Annotated in this window: 19 protein-coding genes and 2 tRNA genes; 4 read left to right on the top strand and 17 right to left on the bottom strand. The window is 40.4% G+C overall.

The annotated features are described in order from the left end of the window. Window positions 1-945: 945 nt before the first annotated feature. The 4 genes from ACQ4LT_RS08480 to ACQ4LT_RS08465 form a co-directional block, all read right to left on the bottom strand. On the bottom strand, window positions 946-1,281 hold the full coding sequence (locus tag ACQ4LT_RS08480; protein ID WP_445665603.1) for a type II toxin-antitoxin system PemK/MazF family toxin: 336 nt from the start codon (window positions 1,279-1,281) through the stop codon (window positions 946-948). Then, the gene (locus ACQ4LT_RS08475; RefSeq protein WP_445665602.1) at window positions 1,275-1,532 is read right to left on the bottom strand and encodes an AbrB/MazE/SpoVT family DNA-binding domain-containing protein; all 258 of its coding nucleotides are present in this window, start codon (window positions 1,530-1,532) and stop codon (window positions 1,275-1,277) included. Before ACQ4LT_RS08475 ends, ACQ4LT_RS08480 begins: the two co-directional genes overlap by 7 nt. 923 nt (window positions 1,533-2,455) lie before the next feature. Next, window positions 2,456-3,391 carry a hypothetical protein gene (locus tag ACQ4LT_RS08470; protein WP_445665601.1) on the bottom strand — a complete coding sequence of 312 codons (936 nt, stop codon included), beginning with the start codon at window positions 3,389-3,391 and terminating at the stop codon, window positions 2,456-2,458. 42 nt (window positions 3,392-3,433) lie between these two features. After that, window positions 3,434-4,537, bottom strand: a complete 1,104-nt coding sequence (locus ACQ4LT_RS08465) for a hypothetical protein (protein WP_445665600.1) — start codon at window positions 4,535-4,537, stop codon at window positions 3,434-3,436. A gap of 212 nt (window positions 4,538-4,749) precedes the next feature. On the opposite strand from ACQ4LT_RS08465, the gene ACQ4LT_RS08460 reads away from it, so the two are divergent. After that, complete coding sequence (locus ACQ4LT_RS08460; protein WP_445665599.1) at window positions 4,750-4,875, top strand: hypothetical protein; 126 nt, start codon at window positions 4,750-4,752, stop codon at window positions 4,873-4,875. Between the two features lie 1,334 nt (window positions 4,876-6,209). Continuing rightward, on the top strand, window positions 6,210-7,097 hold the full coding sequence (locus ACQ4LT_RS08455) for a hypothetical protein (protein ID WP_445665598.1): 888 nt from the start codon (window positions 6,210-6,212) through the stop codon (window positions 7,095-7,097). Between the two features lie 1,100 nt (window positions 7,098-8,197). Here the strand turns inward: ACQ4LT_RS08455 and ACQ4LT_RS08450 are convergent. The 5 genes from ACQ4LT_RS08450 to ACQ4LT_RS08430 all read right to left on the bottom strand — a co-directional run bounded on the left by ACQ4LT_RS08450 (window position 8,198) and on the right by ACQ4LT_RS08430 (window position 9,991). Beyond that, window positions 8,198-8,617, bottom strand: coding sequence for a type II toxin-antitoxin system VapC family toxin (locus tag ACQ4LT_RS08450; RefSeq protein ID WP_445665597.1), 420 nt, complete (start codon window positions 8,615-8,617; stop codon window positions 8,198-8,200). Further along, complete coding sequence (locus tag ACQ4LT_RS08445; RefSeq protein WP_445665596.1) at window positions 8,614-8,859, bottom strand: DUF6364 family protein; 246 nt, start codon at window positions 8,857-8,859, stop codon at window positions 8,614-8,616. Before ACQ4LT_RS08445 ends, ACQ4LT_RS08450 begins: the two co-directional genes overlap by 4 nt. A gap of 21 nt (window positions 8,860-8,880) precedes the next feature. Then, the gene (locus ACQ4LT_RS08440; protein ID WP_445665595.1) at window positions 8,881-9,162 is read right to left on the bottom strand and encodes a nucleotidyltransferase family protein; all 282 of its coding nucleotides are present in this window, start codon (window positions 9,160-9,162) and stop codon (window positions 8,881-8,883) included. A 239-nt stretch (window positions 9,163-9,401) separates the two neighbouring features. Then, window positions 9,402-9,797, bottom strand: coding sequence for a type II toxin-antitoxin system VapC family toxin (vapC, locus tag ACQ4LT_RS08435; RefSeq protein WP_445665594.1), 396 nt, complete (start codon window positions 9,795-9,797; stop codon window positions 9,402-9,404). Then, window positions 9,794-9,991, bottom strand: a complete 198-nt coding sequence (locus ACQ4LT_RS08430; RefSeq protein WP_445665593.1) for a type II toxin-antitoxin system VapB family antitoxin — start codon at window positions 9,989-9,991, stop codon at window positions 9,794-9,796. The genes vapC and ACQ4LT_RS08430 overlap by 4 nt, the downstream gene beginning before the upstream one ends. Window positions 9,992-10,201: 210 nt before the next feature. On the opposite strand from ACQ4LT_RS08430, the gene ACQ4LT_RS08425 reads away from it, so the two are divergent. Both ACQ4LT_RS08425 and ACQ4LT_RS08420 read left to right on the top strand, forming a co-directional pair. After that, the gene (locus tag ACQ4LT_RS08425) at window positions 10,202-10,441 is read left to right on the top strand and encodes a FitA-like ribbon-helix-helix domain-containing protein (protein WP_395261959.1); all 240 of its coding nucleotides are present in this window, start codon (window positions 10,202-10,204) and stop codon (window positions 10,439-10,441) included. Then, window positions 10,438-10,845, top strand: coding sequence for a type II toxin-antitoxin system VapC family toxin (locus ACQ4LT_RS08420; RefSeq protein WP_445665592.1), 408 nt, complete (start codon window positions 10,438-10,440; stop codon window positions 10,843-10,845). The genes ACQ4LT_RS08425 and ACQ4LT_RS08420 overlap by 4 nt, the downstream gene beginning before the upstream one ends. A 120-nt stretch (window positions 10,846-10,965) precedes the next feature. Here the strand turns inward: ACQ4LT_RS08420 and ACQ4LT_RS08415 are convergent, their stop codons facing one another. The 8 genes from ACQ4LT_RS08415 to ACQ4LT_RS08380 all read right to left on the bottom strand — a co-directional run bounded on the left by ACQ4LT_RS08415 (window position 10,966) and on the right by ACQ4LT_RS08380 (window position 18,042). Beyond that, window positions 10,966-11,358 (bottom strand): type II toxin-antitoxin system death-on-curing family toxin, encoded by a 393-nt coding sequence (locus ACQ4LT_RS08415; protein ID WP_445665591.1) that lies wholly within the window; start codon window positions 11,356-11,358, stop codon window positions 10,966-10,968. Continuing rightward, window positions 11,358-11,564, bottom strand: coding sequence for a MazE family transcriptional regulator (locus ACQ4LT_RS08410; RefSeq protein ID WP_445665590.1), 207 nt, complete (start codon window positions 11,562-11,564; stop codon window positions 11,358-11,360). Before ACQ4LT_RS08410 ends, ACQ4LT_RS08415 begins: the two co-directional genes overlap by 1 nt. A gap of 355 nt (window positions 11,565-11,919) precedes the next feature. Beyond that, window positions 11,920-12,159, bottom strand: coding sequence for a type II toxin-antitoxin system RelE/ParE family toxin (locus tag ACQ4LT_RS08405; protein WP_445665589.1), 240 nt, complete (start codon window positions 12,157-12,159; stop codon window positions 11,920-11,922). A 101-nt stretch (window positions 12,160-12,260) separates the two neighbouring features. Continuing rightward, entirely contained in the window at window positions 12,261-12,440 is a 180-nt protein-coding gene (locus ACQ4LT_RS08400) for a hypothetical protein (protein WP_445665588.1), read from the bottom strand. Between the two features lie 163 nt (window positions 12,441-12,603). Next, entirely contained in the window at window positions 12,604-13,779 is a 1,176-nt protein-coding gene (locus ACQ4LT_RS08395; protein WP_445665587.1) for a tyrosine-type recombinase/integrase, read from the bottom strand. A gap of 363 nt (window positions 13,780-14,142) precedes the next feature. After that, a tRNA-Ile gene (locus ACQ4LT_RS08390) sits at window positions 14,143-14,216 on the bottom strand. A gap of 7 nt (window positions 14,217-14,223) precedes the next feature. Then, window positions 14,224-14,311, bottom strand: a tRNA-Leu gene (locus ACQ4LT_RS08385). Window positions 14,312-14,712: 401 nt separating this feature from the next. After that, complete coding sequence (locus ACQ4LT_RS08380; protein ID WP_445665586.1) at window positions 14,713-18,042, bottom strand: hypothetical protein; 3,330 nt, start codon at window positions 18,040-18,042, stop codon at window positions 14,713-14,715. Window positions 18,043-18,337: the final 295 nt, after the last annotated feature.

Below are 18,337 nucleotides of genomic sequence, written 5' to 3'. Positions count from 1 at the left end.
TAAAATATAGTAATTACAAGAACCGTTTAGGAACGGTTCTTTATTGCCGGGCTGTGATGCTAATTTTATATAAGCATTCTGATAATCTTCTTTATCCTTTATAATCCTGGTTCCAACCTTTTTTAATTAAACTATTGAAGTGTCTTATTATTGATGCAGTTATGACATTTATTTTTTTATAACCAAAGAATAAGGTACACCTTTTGCCGCGCCCCGAGCATTCGGGGGCTTGACACAAAAGGTGTAAAAAAGTCAAGACTTAGAATTGTGAACCCGTCTTCGGCCCTTGGGTGCGAGCATTACGATGGTCCTTTTACTATGGTGCTTATTTCTAAAATATCACCGGTACGAAATGATCTTACGCACCTCCGCTCACAATTCTCATGTCCGACCTAAAACCTTGAAGGTGGTACTGGTTTTCAACCATCCGGCATTGGGGTGGTGAGGGAATGCGTCTGCGGTTGAGCGGTGAGGAGCAGAACGAATGTTCTGTTTGAAGCTCCGTGGGGTTCGGAGCAAGTATTACATTCGTTCCCGAAGCGCGAAATAGTATATGACCGAAGAACCCACAGCCGGTGCGTTTTGCGCACCTTTTGTGCATTCAAAAGGTGCATAAAAAAGCTTTTTTAATGATTATAAAAATGTCCCTTTTACTGGGATCTAACTTAAAAATGTTATTCATTTTTTGTGACCAAAGAGGGACTTACTTTTTTGAATGAGCAAAAAAGTAACAAAAAGCTCACCGGGGGAATCGTAGATTTTGTTCTTTTGAAAATCACAAGCAAATCCAGCTCTAACACATTCATTGCTTTTATCATCAGCTTTCCCGCGATTCGCCCCGGACCCCCTATTTTGTAAACTCACGGTTTATAACCCCGGGCATGAGAATTCTGTGCGGAGAACGGTGTACAGACTCGGAACATTCAAATGGGTAGGAGATGTAACTTAAAGTGAAAACATTTCTTGAAGTACATTTAGCGTCTTATCTTGAGCAGAAGAACTAATAGTTCCCAATTTTTTTATTAGACGTTGTTTATCTACTGTACGAATTTGATCTAAAACAATTTGGCCCCGCTTTTTTTGAAACGTCGTAGTAACCCTTGATGGATAATTTTTAACTGTTGAGGTCATCGGAGCAATAATAACAGTTCGAATATGCCGATTCATCTCATCAGGCGAAATAACCAGGCAAGGGCGTGTTTTCTTGATTTCTGATCCCAGAGTTGGATCAAGAGAAATTAAGTAGACGTCGAAACGCTGAACAGATTCACTTTTTACCATGTCCACTCAGTTTTGTCCCACTGGCTTGGCGCTTCAACACCTTCTTTATCAATTAATTGGTCATCATTTTCTTCGGCCATTTTCTTAAAAGCATTATCCCAGCCTTTACGGGTTTGCTCGGCGGAACGCAGGATAATTTTATTGTCTTTGAGAATCATTTCTATTTCCCCGGAAAGGCCAATTTCCTTAATGATGGGCTTAGGAATACGAACTCCCTGTGAATTTCCAATACGAATAAGCTTTGTTTTCATGTCACTTTGGATTAATGATATTATACAATAATGTAATTACAATATAAGTACCATGCAACGGATGAAATAGGATTTTAGTGCGCCCCGGACCCCCGGTTTTAAAACCGTAAAGCTCGCACTGGAAAATCCCCTCTATCAAGAGGGGGGGTCCCGAGAATTCGGAGGCTTGACACAAAAGGTGTGAAAAAGATCAAGACTTAGAATTGTGAACTCTGCTCCGGACTGCAGGATGCATGTATTTTAATGGTCCTTCCCCCCTCATTAACTATTTCTTTGATATTGACCGGTATAAAATACATTCCCGCATCCTTTGTCCTTCGCTCACAATTCTTATGTCCGGTTTAAAACTGTGAAGAAGATGTTGGTTTCAAGCCCTTCCATCTTTATAGGGAGGAATTTGCCACTACGAAGTATATCGCACCCAGTAGGGGGTGAGTAAAATAGCTGGCTTTAGCCAGCCTTAAGAGTTCAATAAATTAGCCCCGTAATTTATTGCGGGGCATTAATGGACTGTTCTTTATACCAGGAAATAATTCATTACAGAGCAAATGCTTTACCCAACCACCCCTACACCCCTCCTTTTTGTAAGGAGGGGATCATTCGTGCCTTCTTCATCATTTTTAGAGAAATCCGGCATCAGGGTTGTGAGGGAATGCGTGATTGAAAAAATAAACCATATCAACTGTAGAAAAATACGCAACGTATTCTATTAATCTTTTCAAAAATTCTTGGGTTTGATATAAGATTCAGAGTGTCCATTTTTTGTCAGCAAAAAAATAGACGAAAAACTGTTTATGATACAACAGTAAGCACGCTACAGGTAATGACAACCGTTGTCTAATGCTGTATTCATGTAATAAAAAAGGGAGCACCTGACCGTGCCCCCCCCCTTTTAAAGAGTTTGTGAATTTATCAAAGCAGTATTATTCACCGGCTAAAAATATCTCGTTGCTGACACCCACCAGCTCACCGTCGATGCTGGCGGTGGTGGCACTCAGCTTGGTATCATGCACGGGCATATTGGCTATTAGCTCATAGCTTATCTCCACTGTTTCGCCCGCGGGGATGCGATCAATGGTACGCGACCACAGCAACCTGCGATCGTTAACTTTCCCTTGATACATCTCAAAGTTTTCTCCTTCGCCCGAAAAGTCACGCGGATCATAATCTTCCTCAATAAGAACATTTTGCGCCGCGTCGGGTCCCCTGTTTTTAATGCGAAGCGTTACTTTAACCGGTCCCTCCTCATCAATGCGGGTGGGCCGAATCTGCTTTTTAATATCCAGGGTCACCGGTCCCGTGGTGTAGACCAAACTCAACTCTGTTAGGTAAACACGCTGGCCTGACAGATAATATTCATTGCCATCACCCCGCTTCAGCTGTTTGTTTGCTCGTATCAGTCCGGAAGCTTGTTGCGGAAGCCGAACCTCCACATTTACAGCTCCAACAGGCTTTTGTACAGGTTCCCCGTTAAAGAGTAACACCATATCAATATCAGCCTTCTGGGCACTACCGGCCTCACCCGAGAAGCTTGTAATCGGTGATACTGATACCGACTGACTTTCCCCTTGATCCAGCGAAACCTTCTTAGCTTGTGCTCCCCGAAAACCAACTTCTATCTGCTCATTACTCTCTCCCTCATTTCTAAGGACGACCTTGAACTCGGTCTCGGGGTTTTCGCCATCGTGCAGCTCTACAAATCCACTTATCTTCTCAATTGCTATCGCTCCCTCATAAAACGAGATCGGCTGCATTCGTGCCTTTTCTTGTTGCTGAGCAAATAGCTGTGAGCTAAAGAAAAACACGAATACTATCAGACAATAACTGTATTTCGGATATATAACATTGCGTAATTTCATAATAAACCTCTCAGTATGTAATATTAATTTTTGAACTCATAGTTACGGCGAAACGTCTTTATAATAGATCTCATAACTCCACGGCTGCCCGTCTGATTTTCCACCCGGATAGTTATCGGTGTTATTCTTCAGGTAGTTGTTCTGGGTAGAACTTGCTCCACGAGGACCGTTGTTTTCATTCCAGCCGTAAAAACTCCGATGCGAATCCCAGGTATGCGTATCCAACCAGCGATCAATAGTTCCGTAATCCATCAGACGATAAGCCCCCTCATAGAGCACAATGTTGTATTCGTGCGACACGGGATTATCGATGGCATCCCAAATCGCCCAGGGAGCAAAACCAAGGGCCCGGAGCAAGGCAGCCCGTAAAATGGCATGGTCTTCACAGTCGCCCTGGAAATCATCATTGGGTGTTGCATTGGTCAGGTTACCTGAAATTGTCAGGGTCAAATCGGCAGGCTGAGGAAAATCCCAACCCGGACTGTAATCTTCATATCCATTGTCAGCAAATACCGTGGGATTGGTTCCGTCACTTCTCCAACTCATATGTTCATCCACATACCGGGCCACAGCAGCCACCAAGTGATTAGCGGTATTAAACACTTCAAAAACCGACAAACTGTTGGCGTTGGCATATTCCATGATAGCATTTATGGCGTGATTTCGTACCACGGATTTATCCAGACGATATAGATTTGCACCGGTTTGCTCAGACGTAGCATCCGGATAACCGTCATTAGAACCTGAGGGTGAGGTATAGGAATATACATTTTTGGGATTCGCTACATACACCCAATCGGACTTCCGTACCGTATCACCGCCGGACTTTGTGGCAATAGCAGCAAAAGTGAGCTTGGAGTTTGAATGCGTTGGATACGGTCCCCCGGTATAGGTGGCTGTGGCATCATTATCACTGGCTACAATAGTACCATCCACCTCGATCTCCATTTTGGTTATTGTACCCTCAACATCACCTCGTGATGCCGTAAATTCAATCTGTTCATCAGAATCCGGGTGTATTGAAGTAGCTTCGATATATGGCCTGGAACAGCCGACAACCACAAGCATTAGAGATGCAACCATGCACCATGCTAATCTTGTGAAACCTTCGTAAATTAACGTTGAGTATATGTTAGTTCGTTTCATGAGCTCTCCTTTTTTATTTGATAATGGGTAGATAAACAACATTTTTCATTTGCATATCTACCTTGATAAAGTTAAAAACAACATAGATTACACGCTGTTATCCGTGAATGCTATTTTATAGTTACTCTCTATATCCCTGTAAGTTTCCACCAGATCTATTATTTAATATTAATAATGTCTAAATTGTAACGCCTTCACTGCGATCGCTGTTAATGCGAAAGTCCTGCCCCATGCCCAATCGTATCCAGTGGGGGCTCACCGATGGCCTTATCGAAAAGTGGCGCAACATCTCGTTGGTGGGCGACCAATATCCAGTTAAGAGGATATTGTTGGTATAATAACACATGATAAACCTCTCTCTTTTTTATACAGGAAAAGGACTCAGGCAGGTATCGTAAATTCCACCCATCCCTACCATTTTTAAGACCTCTCTTTATTAGTAAGACCGTTGCGGAGGGCAATACTTACAAAACCAATTTGTCCGAATAGTATAAGTATAAAGTAATCCCTATTGAGTCCTTTATTTTATACGCCCATTTCGCTATTCGTATATAAATATACCGTGGGACCCTATTAAGAGCATTGAAATAAGAAAAAAGAGGCGAAGGACTTGATGGCAAATTGAGTTTTCCTCTTTGTAGCAGAGAATCTGCTTCTGTTAAACATGGCTTATTATTAATAGTATATGTGTCAAATGTCCTCACCTAAGTTGAATCGATTAAGGATAGTTCTGTAGTTTAACCCTGTTAGATCCCGAATTATTAACTTTTCCACTGTAACCTATGTAACCCGTAATGTAACACTATAAAAAAGGAACACCCCTTGGATAAAGGTAACAGGTGTCATATTATCCGTTGCAAGACCTTTCGCGGGCGGTCCATCCAAATATTGTAACCTGTCACTTATCATTGCAGATGCCAACCAAAACAGTTCAGGTTTACATAATTACTTATTATGCGACACCCAAATCGCCCTCCAAACGCTTTAAACGCACTTATATAGTATTGTGATTACTATCATGGATCTTATCGTAGAAAAATGGTAAAAACCAGACCCTGTTACGTAGTACTTTAAGGGGGGGGTACCCCTTCAAGAATGCCCCGATGGGACTCACCGAACCCCCGAGGGTATACACGGCATTTTTTTGGGAAAGTGTTACGTTTCAGGCGGCCCCATTATTCAAACGCCTTTCAAATTTGACCTGTAACCCCCGATATTTTGAAAACATCCAATCTACCGCCCTTCGCACTACCTATCGGCAGCAGCCAACTCGTGAGCCCCTGCGCGCTCTACAGAGAAATAAATTATAAATAGGCAATAACAAGACGTTCCAATTTCCAGTCTAGGAAACCGCATCATTTTAGATTCCGGGGAGGACTCACCACGAAAGAATACGTTTCGCGCACAGAATCATTTTTCTCCTTTAAATCAGGTATTACATATAAGTAACGGGTTGGTTAAATATTCAACTGAAAACATATAAACTCATACATCAATATGTGAGTTTTTTTCACCGTTAGTGACAATTCATACATATATGTAAGTCTATATTATTATTTGACTTAGCGTATTTTGGTCGTAACTTTATTCCAGCGAAAATTGCCAAGAGATCTGGGTTTTGCTGACACTTCTCTATTGTTCACCAAAAAAATCAAACCAATACTTCAATAAAATGAAAACGGATAACTACGTACAGTTCCCATTGCATTTTCTAAAAAAATCTAAGGACCCGAAGGAACTCTTTTACATGACCACCGGGCATACTCTTTTCAGGTATGCCGACCATTATGCCAATAACGGTCAGTATAAAACGAGACCAATCATTAAGAAAAAGATGTTGGACAAATGCGATTTTTCTGTCCTTAAGAACATAGCGCAATACTTTCCACCTGATGAAATTCAATTTCGAGATTATGTCTTTATGGGAATGGATTTTTGGCTGGAAGAAGAAGAGCTCGTTGAACTGACTAAATACTATAGAGCCATTCAACGAGAACTATACCAAGATGAGAAACTGGTTAAGGGAAAAAGTCCCACTATCAGGCTCCGATTTGACCTATTGGAAGATTTTAAGAACGGAAGCTTCTCGGCCAATCTGTTCCAGGTATACTGCGCCATATTAAGTGTTGTGGGGCGAAAAAGGGTCTGCCGAATCACCTATGATCATATTCAGTACAGAGCGGCCGGATATCGATCTAAAAACATATATACCAAATGCTTGAAAATGGGTGAAAAGGAGGCTGAGTTTTTAACCAAAAAACAAATTAGTTATGCGGTTGATAAACTTGAAGAAAAATCACTTTTAGCCACGTTGTTGTATAAGAATAGATTAAAGTACTATTCGGTTCGACTCAACATCGATGAATTATACCAGGCAGTAAAGAAAATCAAGTCAAGAAGCTCAGAATATTTTACAAAAAAGAAACACTATGAGAAGCACTTACTCTCACTTAGCAAAAAAGGGGAAGGACCTTCCGTGGAAGAAGAGGGTCAGCTTAAACATAAACGGTTAACAAAAACCTCTAACAAAACCTTTGAATACAAACATCTAAAGGTATAAGCCTGTAAATAAAAAAGTTAATAATGTGCTTAGCAGCACTTTTTAGAAAATTAAGAAGTACAAATCCTTAAACTGAAACCAGCTTAACTTTAAATGAAATGGTACACACAAATCAACAAACAGACCTTTTAAACCGAATTGAGAAGAAGTTAGACCTATTACTTAACACTAATGCCAATCGCATCAATAAAAAGCGATACTTAACAGCAAAAGATGTCCAAGACTTAACAGGTCTCAATACGCGGACAATACTCAATCGATCTAACTTTTCAGTTGATCATAGAAGGTATATTCCATCCATTCAATTCGGTGGGAGTCGTAGAAAATATTTCGAGCGTAAAGTTATCGAACGACTTTTCAGACTGTAACAACTAACAAGCCTAAGCAAACGCTATGGCTGCAAAACGTTTTTGCCAGACCTTCTTCTAGATAGAAGCCTGCACCTCAGTTCCTTTCTAAGTTATCCAGATTAACATTTCCAAGTGTTTATTCGTGGCTATTAATAGCCAGTGGCAAGGGTATACCCTTGTTACGTTAGTTAAGAATAGAAATATGGGGGTACCTTAAAAGTGAGGTTGGTTTCATCTAGAAGAGGCTGGTTACCTTAAAACCAAAAATAAAACATCATGAATGCGAACTTCAAAAACCTTAAAGGAATACATCGGTATGATAAACTAAATTCAGCTGAGCGAATTTGGAATATATTTAATCCCACAGCTCATCAGCTTACTGCCGATGAGACGGGTGAACTCTTACAATTATTACTCGGCGAATATCAGTCAGAGACCAACCAATACACCGTTGTTGTTTACCTTGATGAGTTTCGAGAACAATTAATGACAGAGTACAAATGCAGGGATAATGTACTAGATGTCTTGGACTCATTAGCGAATAAACACAAGTTCATTAACTACCAGATGCTAAATGTTGATGGCAGGCAACTATTAATCGTGGACTTGTCCCCACTTTTCAAACTCATACGGCAACATAGTTGATCAAAAGATAAGGGCTCTTTCATGAGCCCTTATTTCGAAACAAAGTTCCAAGTTCACTGCAACTATACTATGGCGTCAATCTAAAGGCGGGCTAAATAAACACGATCATTCTAAAGTATCTAAGGCTTCTAGAAATATTGTAGGACTATACACGGGAATCTCACTTTTATCGAAATCTTTCTGATTTCTAGTAATGATAGCTTCTAAATTAGCGTGAATGGCTGATTGATATAGGAGGCTTTCTTCATAATCCTTAAAATTGCTTTCTAAAGCATCTTCTAAAACTACACGATTAATGTTAGAAACATTGAAAATTTTTAGTATTTCTCGGACATGCTGGTTGGCCTTTTGAGAAGATAATTGCTTTGCCAATAAGTAAAATATAGTAGTAACGGTTGTACCACAAATCCACCCTTCTATCTCTCCTTTTTCAGCAAACCCAACTGCTTGGGCAGATGCCTCAAAAAAGGGTTCTCGTTCTAAAAAAACATCAAGTAGTACATTCGTATCAAATAGGACTTTCATTTTAGATACTTCTCATCTAAATGCTTTTTATAGTCTTCCTCGTGAACTTCTTGATCCTTTAAAATACCAGTTAAAGAAGCGGTAATGGGAGGAAGACCGCGGTCTACTGATGGTCGATCAGTCTCAATAAGAGCAAAATAGTCAGCAACCATTTGTGATACGGACGTTCCTTTTTGTTTGGCATGTTTTTTAGCTCGTTTAATCAATGAATCGTCTAAACGGAGCGTTAACTTATTTTTCATAGTAAGACGTATTATTTTTGCTCATATAACCGGTACTTCTTCTTTTAGAATATCTTCTTTAAGGGCAGGTTTTAAAGAATCATATTCAACGAGATCTACTTTCATACCGAGTTCGTCTTCCAGCTCTTGTTGAATACCAATAAAATCCAATAGGCTAATTTTTTTGTCAATTTTTACCAGTAAATCCACATCGTTTCCCTCAGCTTCACCACGAGCTGTAGACCCGAAAACTCCAGCTTTTTTAATTCCATATTTTTCTAGTATGGGGCGGACTTTCTTTTTGATCTCTTCTAATTTTGCCATGGCAAAAGGGATATTTAGGTTAATTCAATAGTAATATAAGAAAGTCATAAGAAAATTCAGGCTAACAAGAAAAGCATTATTTATTATACTGAATAGTTTTCCATTGATATATTTAGAATGTTATGCTCATGGATTAATAAAAGGTACTCCAAAGTAAGTGAGGAACGAAGTTTAAATACGGCTAATGACATTAACAACTCTACGGTGCTCCTGTTAACCGCAGTGGCAGGTGTACGATATCAATCAGTATATACCTTCAATGGTAATTGAGTTGCTATCTGATCAAAGCCCCTATCATTTTGTAACAACTCTACTTCATGTTCGATACACCAGCTGCCAATAAGCATATCAACGGTTTTGCGAATTGTTACACCTTTCGAACGAAGAAAACGAAAATTAGATGCTGCTTTTATAACCAATGATCTGCCTCCGAGATGAACACAATCTAATGGATCAAGTGCTTGTTTGGCCAACCTAAACTCCTTGTCGCTGTCAAAACCTTCTAAAATTTTGGTGAGAATGATATCTCCTATTAGAACTGACTGCTCAGAAAGAATTCGGTCAAGGTTTTCAGTTTGTTTATTTTCTACGCCGTTGAAATAACCAATCCATACGCTTGTATCAACTAAAATCACTTCTCGTCAGTCCTCATATCTTCCAAATCACCTTTCCAATGCAATTTGCCACGCAAGTCTTTGATATTTTCTTGCTTTTTGCACTGGACTAACAATTTCAAGCCTTCTTCCACGGCATCTTTTTTCGTTTTCAATTGACTTACCCTCAAGGCTTCATCCATCAAATCGTCATCGATCACTACATTCATTCGCATAATTGTATCGATTTAGTTGATGTTTATTTTTTTATCAATATTTACACATAACTGGCAATCTTCTAACTTCATTATACACTTAAATATTTAAAAGAAAATATATCAAGTTTAAGTTACCCCCCCCCTATATCTTAGGTATTTTCATTTTTCTTGCAATAATCGCCTGCCCTTTTTAGTTTCATAAAGAAACCATAACGAAACTAACTTGTTATGCCTAGTATCACCGTAAAAAACATTCCAGAAGAAATTTACGATCGAGTCCGTGAGCAAGCCAACGCTCATCATCGCAGTATCAACAGTGAGATCATTGCTTGTTTAGAGCAAACCGTCAAACCTCAACAGGTTTCTACTGACGATATTTTACAAGAAGCACGTCGATTGCGTAAAAAAGCAAAAGGCAGCCTCTCTTCTGAAGAAATTGAATCTGCCATTAATCAAGGGCGTCCATGATTGTTGTCGATACGAATATTCTTGCTCAATTTTGGCTTCCATCAGATGCAACAGAACTTTGTGACGAGCTCTATCAAAAAGATCCACAATGGGTTGCCCCTATTCTTTGGCGAAGTGAATTTCGAAATATAGTTACGCTGTATTTAAGAAAAGAGCTGATTGATTTAGCAGAAGCTTTGCTGATTATGGAGAAGGCTGAACTTCAAATGAAAGACCAACAATTTCAGGTTAATTCAGTCCAAATTCTAAATCATGTCAGCCAATCAACTTGTTCCTCCTACGATTGTGAATTCGTAAGCTTAGCCAAAGATCTAGATCTCGAACTAATCACAATGGACAAACAACTTCTGCGGGAGTTTCCAGAGTTAGCCAAACACCCAGCGAAGACAGTCGAATCGGAATAACGCACTCATTTCCTAGCTTCATAGCATTTCATCAGCTTTGACAATAAGGATATGCCTAATCTATTATGATTTATAATACAATTACAAAACAAAATAATATGGAAAGGGGTTAGCCGTATGTTATCTTTTGATAGCATTCTCTTTTAGATGTTCGGAAACATCTTCTTTGGAAATGTCTTTTGATAAAAAGTCCAGAACTAAGTCAGCAAGTTCTAAGTCATAGGTTTCTTCTACCTCATATCCATTGAGATACAAAAAGGTCAGGGCCGAAGCCAAAGCAGTTCGCTTATTCCCATCGACAAATGGATGCCTTATAGTTAAACAAATGATATAGCTAGCCGCCATTTCAAATAGGTTTTTGAGGTATTTTCCATCGAAACTAGCTTTGGGAGCATCTGCACAAGCTTGTACGTCTTGTTCTTCCCGAATACCTGGATCGCCGCCTGCTTTTTCAATCTCTTGCTCATGGATAAATAAAATGTCCTCCACCGTTAGAAAGGAAGGGACGTTCATTATTCACCCAGCTTATCTAAGGATTTTCGATGCTTTTTACTGACTTCTTGATAAGCAGACTTTGCACCAACTTTTTTAATCAAAAGGCCTTCATCTTGTGGAATGATTTCAACCTGATCATCATCCTCTACTTTCAAAAGCTTTAGCAGGGCTTTTTCGAGCAAAACGCCTCGACTATTGCCAATTTTTTGAAGTTTCTTAATCATAATCTTATTGCCTTATGTTCTTACAATGTTATTAACATAAGAATACGAAATAAAAAGTGAAAAAGTATATATAAAGTAGATATTTTTTATACAGTTACTTGTTTACTGGAAGTTAGTTTATTTGACTTAACTGCTATTCATATTGCAACTAATTGAAGCCTATTAAAATATTTATGGCTAAAAAAATACTAATCAATCCCCTTCAAGGCATTCTTCAGATCTTTTTGATTTAGGTGCTCATTGATCTGTGTGACATCAATAGATGAGTAGTCCCATGATTTTCTAATAGGCACGCCCTTACGAAACAAGTAGGTAGTACAGGAAGGGTGTCAGGGATAGTACGCTTGTAAACTATTCAAAGATCAACCTCTTCCAGATTTCTTCGGCTATCCCAGAGATGCAAAATTCTGATATGGTCTTCATTGTTAAGGTAGAAAATTTGATAATGATCTTTCACAAAAACCCGTTCTTCTCGATTCTTTACTTGACGACCTAGGAATGAAAATTCTGAGAGTAATGTCACAACCTCTTTAAACATTTCATCAAGTTCTTGGGAGTATTCTTTTGTGCCAAGCCTTTTGTACCAATAATCCAAAATCGAATACGATCAGCTACTGCTTGAGTGGTCCAAATTATTCGTTTAGCCATTTAGCTACCATTTGGTCCGCTTGTTCATTTGTTAAGTAATCCCCCTGGTCAATGCTTTTTTTTTGCTTCATCAATCCGCTTTTCTTGATAGGATGAAAGCGTTACTTCCTCTTTGGGTTGATATTTGTGATCTAAAATGTGCTTTACGGTCTGGAGAAAAGACTCGTCGTCAATATTTTCGATGCTTTCGTGAAGCAGACTTTTCAACTCTTTAATATTAGCAATCATAGTAACGAAGGCTTGATTCATTTTAATGAAAGTAAAATAATAGAGAACTGGGAGAGTAAGCCTAGTATTATTGTGGGTATAATGATACTACGCATAAGCCCAGAGAACAAAGTTTATCCTGATAGATGATTAACACTTGTTCATATTTCGTCTCAAAATATTCCTAATCAATCCCCTTCAGGGCATTCTTAAGATCGTTTTCATCCAAGTGCTCATAAATTTGGGTCACATCGATAGAGGAGTGTCCCATTATCTTTTGCACCATATGAATAGGCACACCTTTTCGGAGAAGATCCGTTGCACACGAATGTCGAAGCCCATGCAGCATAATCGTATCAGGCACATCATCAGCCAATCTTACAAATTTCTTAAAAGATCGTGAAAGAGCCGCAGCCGTCATACCATGGAACTGATTTAATCCTGTAGAACTTGGAAACATATAACCATCCTCCGGTTCACCCTGGTCTTTATACCATTGCTCTAACCACGGCTTCAGAGGCTCACGAATCGGAATAACGCGCTCCTTTCCTGACTTCGTAGTATTATCATCAGTATTGACAATGCGAATATGTCCCAAGTCATCGGGATCTTTGGGATTACCCTTCAAATCAACATGATTCCACTTCAGATTTACCGCTTCGCTAGCGCGCATCCCGCAATAATACATCATGTTAATCATGGGCTTAAACCATAGTCGCTTCTGATGTTTCGATGTTACATGCCCCTCCTCTTCCTGCTCTTTATAAAACTTATCAAAAGCTTTAAATACTTCATCAAGCTGTTCTCGTGAAATAGTCTTTTGGGATATCTTATCAGGAATCTTTGGAGGCTTAATATTCTCGGTAATATTTTCTTTTAAGATTTCCTTTTCATGCATCCATCGAAAAAATACTTTTAGGTGTCGCAAGTAACTGGCCTGAGTTGCCTTGGCCAAATCATTTCGAAAACAAAATTCGCGGATATCCTTTTCCAATATCTGTGTCACCGGCATCGTAGAGCCCAACTGATCTTCCAGCATATCTAGGTGACGCCGGTAATTTTTCTTGGTGGTTTCATTGGCCTGGCTTCGCTCATCAATAAACTGATCAGCTGCTTTGTGCAATGGCATATACTTTCCTCTCAACTGCTGGCGCTTCTTCTCCACTTCCTGCTTAGGAGTCCAACCGTTGAACGGATCAATCTCTCCCCGTTCAAATTTCTCCTCATACTCGATGAGCATCTTCTGGGCTTCTCGCTTATTACTCGTTCGAAGGCTCAACGCTTTCTGTTTTCTTTCACCGTTTATCTTCGCAAAGAATCGAATATAGTAGGTATCATTTCTCTTTTTTAGACTTGCCATGTTATTTCAAATTTAAATAAATGTTTAGTAGTTGGTACGAGTTGGTACATAGTTACTCTTATTTTTTCAGTTTTTCAGGGTCACTCGACATAATTGAGTACTTCCCTCCCTTTTTTCGGCCCCTATTCTATTTTGAACTAAATCTGCAATAAACTATTTGTAGATCGGCAGACCTTCACAAGCTTTAAACGAATAGTGAACATATGTACCAATCGCTGTACCAACTATTTACGAAATTAATGATTAAAAGGGAAATAATTTCATTTTTAAAAGTGGATAGCGAAGGAAGAAAAAATCTCAAAAACAGCCCTCAAAATGTTTAAAAGGGTGTTTTTGAGTGGTGAAAAGGAGGGAATAAAAAAGTGGGCCCGGCAGGACTTGAACCTGCGACCAATCGATTATGAGTCGACTGCTCTGACCAACTGAGCTACGGGCCCGAATGTGTACCCGAGGCCGGACTCGAACCGGCACTGGCATTTGGATGCCAATCGGATTTTAAGTCCGACGCGTCTACCAATTCCGCCACTCGGGCAAACATGTTAAATGATTGCCTGACAACGACTTAGGGCTATTTTAACTGCCTTCCTACCTCCTGCCATATCGTACTTCTTAGAGCCAAAAAGACCCCAAAATAGCACCAATCAGGTAACAAATAGGTAACAAAGTCCTGTCAACAATATTTAAATGAACACTCATTAAAATGAGACTCCAAATATAAGGGATTACAAATTACTTCTACAAAGTATTTTTCTTTTTAATTTTGCAACGGAACAAATAGAGAGGAAAAATGAAAATGCTTATACCCCTCCCCTTTTCGATATGAAGTCAACCGTTCTTCCTCCATTATCTTCCCAAGGATTTCTCGGTTATTTATAGCATTTTATCCAGTGCTTGAACCACCGGTTACATCTTTTAAAACGATCAAGCCATTCACTACAACGGGATACCGATGTATCCGAATAGAAAAGCATCGTGGCGTTTAGTGCCCTCTCCAGAAAAGTTAGAGATATAATCTACCATCTCGACGCCGAGCACTACGCCCTCACCTCCAAGCGGTATATCCACACCGGCACCTATAGGCACGGTCTGCTTCCAACTCTGATCAATGTTACTGCCACTGCCTCCATCAAAAGAAAGCTTGCGTGCCCCATATCCGGCTATCGCATAGGGTTGAACAATAATTCGGGGCAACGGTTTCAGAACGACTTCCGCCGACAGCGCACTAAACGACATATCCACTTCCGTAGTGGTAATCTGGTCATTTTGCAGGGTAGTAACCGTCGATGCCGAACGGTGTAGTCCGCTAAGCCGCAAGTTGGCGAAGCCGTCACGGGACCCCATCGTTAAACTGCTTCCCCAAGTAAATACGGAGGTCTGATTCTGCAGGCTGGAACCCGCCAACCCGGTAATATCACCGAAACTGCTGACTCCAGGAAGGGAGAACCCGCCTTTAGGAATCAGAAATATTTTATTGTCAGCCTCTGTTTTTTCTGTGAATAAATCTGCGTCCTGATTAGTCTTAAGCTGATAGGTTTCGTGCATACTCCCGATTAATCCTCCATAGGCTGCCCCATCCAAGGCCAGCTTCTTGAGTTGTTGACCAGATTCAGCATCAGCCTGAGCTATCACAGTAAAATAGCCCCTAAGTGCCATCATAACTGGCTTTTGGAAATGATTTTGGCTCTCTAAGTTTTGGGAGTTTCTGATGAAACGATATGAATTCCATGCAGAAGGCATTCCCTGATAACCATCGGCAAAATTATTGCCTATGGTTTGAACAATATCTGCTGCAACTTCGACTATATTTTCGCTCTGCGCAGGAGTGGGACTCGAAGTATGAGACATTGCGGTCATAGTCCCACCAGAAAAACTGCACTGGCCGCTTACCTGTTCTCGGCTTACAGCACCAGTACGACTCGCAGTTTCCCCTCCAAAGTTGTCCATAGCGCTATTGAGCTGTGATATGTTCTCGGAATTCTTTGCAATGTTAAACAGAGAATTGATTTGTTCGACACAGGCCTTAGGCTGTACTCCATAGTTTGAATTACGAAGCTGTGACTCCGATTGAGGAAAGCTGTTTTCTCCGCTACAGTTTTGAGAAGTCATCGTACATTCATCAGTGCCTGTTTGATCCAGTACGTCTTGGAAGTTGGCTACGCTATGTGATCCTTCGAATGCTTTTTCCAGTTGCTTTGCTTTTCGGATTTCCTCGTACTTCTCGTAGCCGAGCGAAAACCCACCGTCGTCACGAGTGTCAGGAATATCGGAAGTTCGAGTATAAAAGTTTCCATAATCATTCCCACTCCACTTGGAATGGCCGGTGATATAGTTGGTATTCCACGTATGTAGGGCAAATTGTTCAATTTTTTTAGTATCCCCGTCTTTACTGGTCAGCTCAATATCCGTCATAATATGGGCAGGAGTAGACTCTTGATCACCCATTCGAACAGTACCGGTAAATGTCTTATTCCGTTCCAGTCCTTCCAACTTGATATGCAACCACAGCAAATTGTCCCAAGTAATAGTCAATTTTGCCTTACGCCCATCTTGGCGACCTTTATAGGAGCCAGTCCACTCTGACCATTGTTCCAGTTCCTTCGAGGTATTCATCAAGTCCCTTGGGTCGGCACTGGCATTTACCCCGCTTTTACTGAAAGCCATGCCGTAGTCATTTCCATTCCATTCAGAATAGCCAGAGATATAGTTGGGATCAGAATGCAGAAATAAACGTTGAATTTTTTTGGTTTGATCTCCCGAACCGGAGAGAGTGAGGTTTTTCAATGTTTTAAATCGTCCATCTACAATCTGTCGGGCATCTGCCTGGCCCGTAAGGTTTGTTCCACGATCTAAATCTTCATATGTGATGTCGAGGTAGTATTGATCACTGCTAGGCTTAATGGTAAGCTTTGCCTCTCGACCGTCATTGCGGCCTGTATATGTTCCATACCAATCACTTGCCCCACTTGGCAATTTCGCCAGTTTCTCCTCACACATGGACCGCCGTATCTCGTCTACGGACTCACTGGGATCAATCATATTAGCATAGGCTACCATATCCCAGCGGCCAACACCATTATTTTGGGATTGCACAGCATTTGAGAAGGGAGGATAAGACATGTCATTGACGTGCATATCATCTGTACCCTTTCGATCCAGAATATTCAGCAGTTCTTCAAAGTCTAACCTCGCTACATCACATTTGATATAAGGCTTCAAGCTATTTCGGCTCTCTGTCCGACTCAATGATTTATTACTGGTCCCAAAATTATATTCCCAAACATCCTGCTTATGCATCAGGTTGAAGAGGTTCAACCATCCCCATTCTGTAAGGTCAGCATTCCATAGCCCTTCAATGCCTTCATTTGCTAATTCATCTCTGCTTAAAGGTGATCTTAAACTATTCTTGCCGGGTGAAATTTTCATTTGAAGTACTTCGCTACCCCACTTAGCCAATCCCTCGTGAAAGGCAACAAAAGTCTGATCCACCATCCCATGAGTTCCCTCCTTCATATGACCAACCAAGTAATAGGCCATCCTGTTCTCCATCCTACTATGTTGGTATGCCCAGATATGAAATAGTTCATGAAGCATGGTTCTTATATCCTTTCCAGTATCCCAACCACTCTTTTTCACCAAGTAAATCACATTGTTTAACGGATTGGCATAGGGATCTAAATTGGGTTTTCTATGCGGATATTTCACCTTAACTTTATCCTGAAACCCCAGTCGCGATCCGTAGCTATTCATTGTATCAATTGCGGTTTGGTAAAGTGTCCAAATATCTGCGTGAAACCACGGCTCACGATTACTTAGACTATGATTCCCAGAGTTGCTGAAAGTAAGGTCGTCTAACTCTTTGTGGATATCCCGGTTGCCATCGTTGGCACTAGACTCTTTGTAAACAGTATACCATGACACTTTACGGGCTTTGTCGGTAGCCATTCCGTGGCGGATCTCCAGGTCGGGTTCTTTGAAGTGGACCTTAACCATAAACTGCCGCTCCTGACAATTTTTGCTACGGCTAAGTTTGAAATGCCCCTCCGAATCTGTACGTACCTTGCCCCATGGAGCCCAATTTCCCCAGACACCTCCGAACAACTTTTTACGGGCTGAAACTCTGACGTGAACATTTCCTAGAGCCGTAGTATCACGACCAAGAAAGTTGGCCATATCATTGTGATGTTCAACAGAAAGAGTACCCTCAACAGTGTAACTGCAGTCGATCTTTAGATCAATTACGGGTTTTCCAGGATTCGCTCTCAAAAGACTTGGTTGTATAATGATGCAACAAAATAGAAATGCAACTAACAGTCCAAAGGTTCTCTTTATGGCTTTGGTGAATAACATATGATCCCTCTCCTTGAATTATCCATCCCTGTTAAAAACCGGCTTTTAATAACCTCGCTAACCGGCAGTATCTCTCTAACAATTTCCAAGCTTTAAATTATTAGGCGGAATATCAAAGGATAGGGATGCAAAATAATCAGTAACCCTCTAGTTCTAATAATCCAGATTACTAATTACATCTGCAGTATGATTTTAGTAACTTCGCAGTTTT

It is taken from the genome of Fodinibius sp. AD559 (genome assembly GCF_052712805.1).
Note: the sequence above shows the minus strand (reverse complement) of the source record. Positions and strands in the feature narration are given on the sequence as shown.

Bases quoted from the DNA above. Each gene is read 5' to 3' on its own strand.
- ACQ4LT_RS08410 (WP_445665590.1), bottom strand. From the start codon at position 11,564: ATGATTAAGAAACTTCAAAAAATTGGCAATAGTCGAGGCGTTTTGCTC.
- ACQ4LT_RS08415 (WP_445665591.1), bottom strand. From the start codon at position 11,358: ATGAACGTCCCTTCCTTTCTAACGGTGGAGGACATTTTATTTATCCAT.
- ACQ4LT_RS08450 (WP_445665597.1), bottom strand. From the start codon at position 8,617: ATGAAAGTCCTATTTGATACGAATGTACTACTTGATGTTTTTTTAGAA.
- ACQ4LT_RS08475 (WP_445665602.1), bottom strand. From the start codon at position 1,532: ATGAAAACAAAGCTTATTCGTATTGGAAATTCACAGGGAGTTCGTATT.
- ACQ4LT_RS08440 (WP_445665595.1), bottom strand. From the start codon at position 9,162: ATGGCAAAATTAGAAGAGATCAAAAAGAAAGTCCGCCCCATACTAGAA.
- ACQ4LT_RS08430 (WP_445665593.1), bottom strand. From the start codon at position 9,991: ATGCGAATGAATGTAGTGATCGATGACGATTTGATGGATGAAGCCTTG.
- ACQ4LT_RS08445 (WP_445665596.1), bottom strand. From the start codon at position 8,859: ATGAAAAATAAGTTAACGCTCCGTTTAGACGATTCATTGATTAAACGA.
- ACQ4LT_RS08480 (WP_445665603.1), bottom strand. From the start codon at position 1,281: ATGGTAAAAAGTGAATCTGTTCAGCGTTTCGACGTCTACTTAATTTCT.
- ACQ4LT_RS08460 (WP_445665599.1), top strand. From the start codon at position 4,750: ATGCGAAAGTCCTGCCCCATGCCCAATCGTATCCAGTGGGGGCTCACC.
- ACQ4LT_RS08465 (WP_445665600.1), bottom strand. From the start codon at position 4,537: ATGAAACGAACTAACATATACTCAACGTTAATTTACGAAGGTTTCACA.
- ACQ4LT_RS08455 (WP_445665598.1), top strand. From the start codon at position 6,210: ATGAAAACGGATAACTACGTACAGTTCCCATTGCATTTTCTAAAAAAA.
- ACQ4LT_RS08425 (WP_395261959.1), top strand. From the start codon at position 10,202: ATGCCTAGTATCACCGTAAAAAACATTCCAGAAGAAATTTACGATCGA.
- ACQ4LT_RS08395 (WP_445665587.1), bottom strand. From the start codon at position 13,779: ATGGCAAGTCTAAAAAAGAGAAATGATACCTACTATATTCGATTCTTT.
- ACQ4LT_RS08400 (WP_445665588.1), bottom strand. From the start codon at position 12,440: ATGATTGCTAATATTAAAGAGTTGAAAAGTCTGCTTCACGAAAGCATC.
- ACQ4LT_RS08420 (WP_445665592.1), top strand. From the start codon at position 10,438: ATGATTGTTGTCGATACGAATATTCTTGCTCAATTTTGGCTTCCATCA.
- ACQ4LT_RS08470 (WP_445665601.1), bottom strand. From the start codon at position 3,391: ATGAAATTACGCAATGTTATATATCCGAAATACAGTTATTGTCTGATA.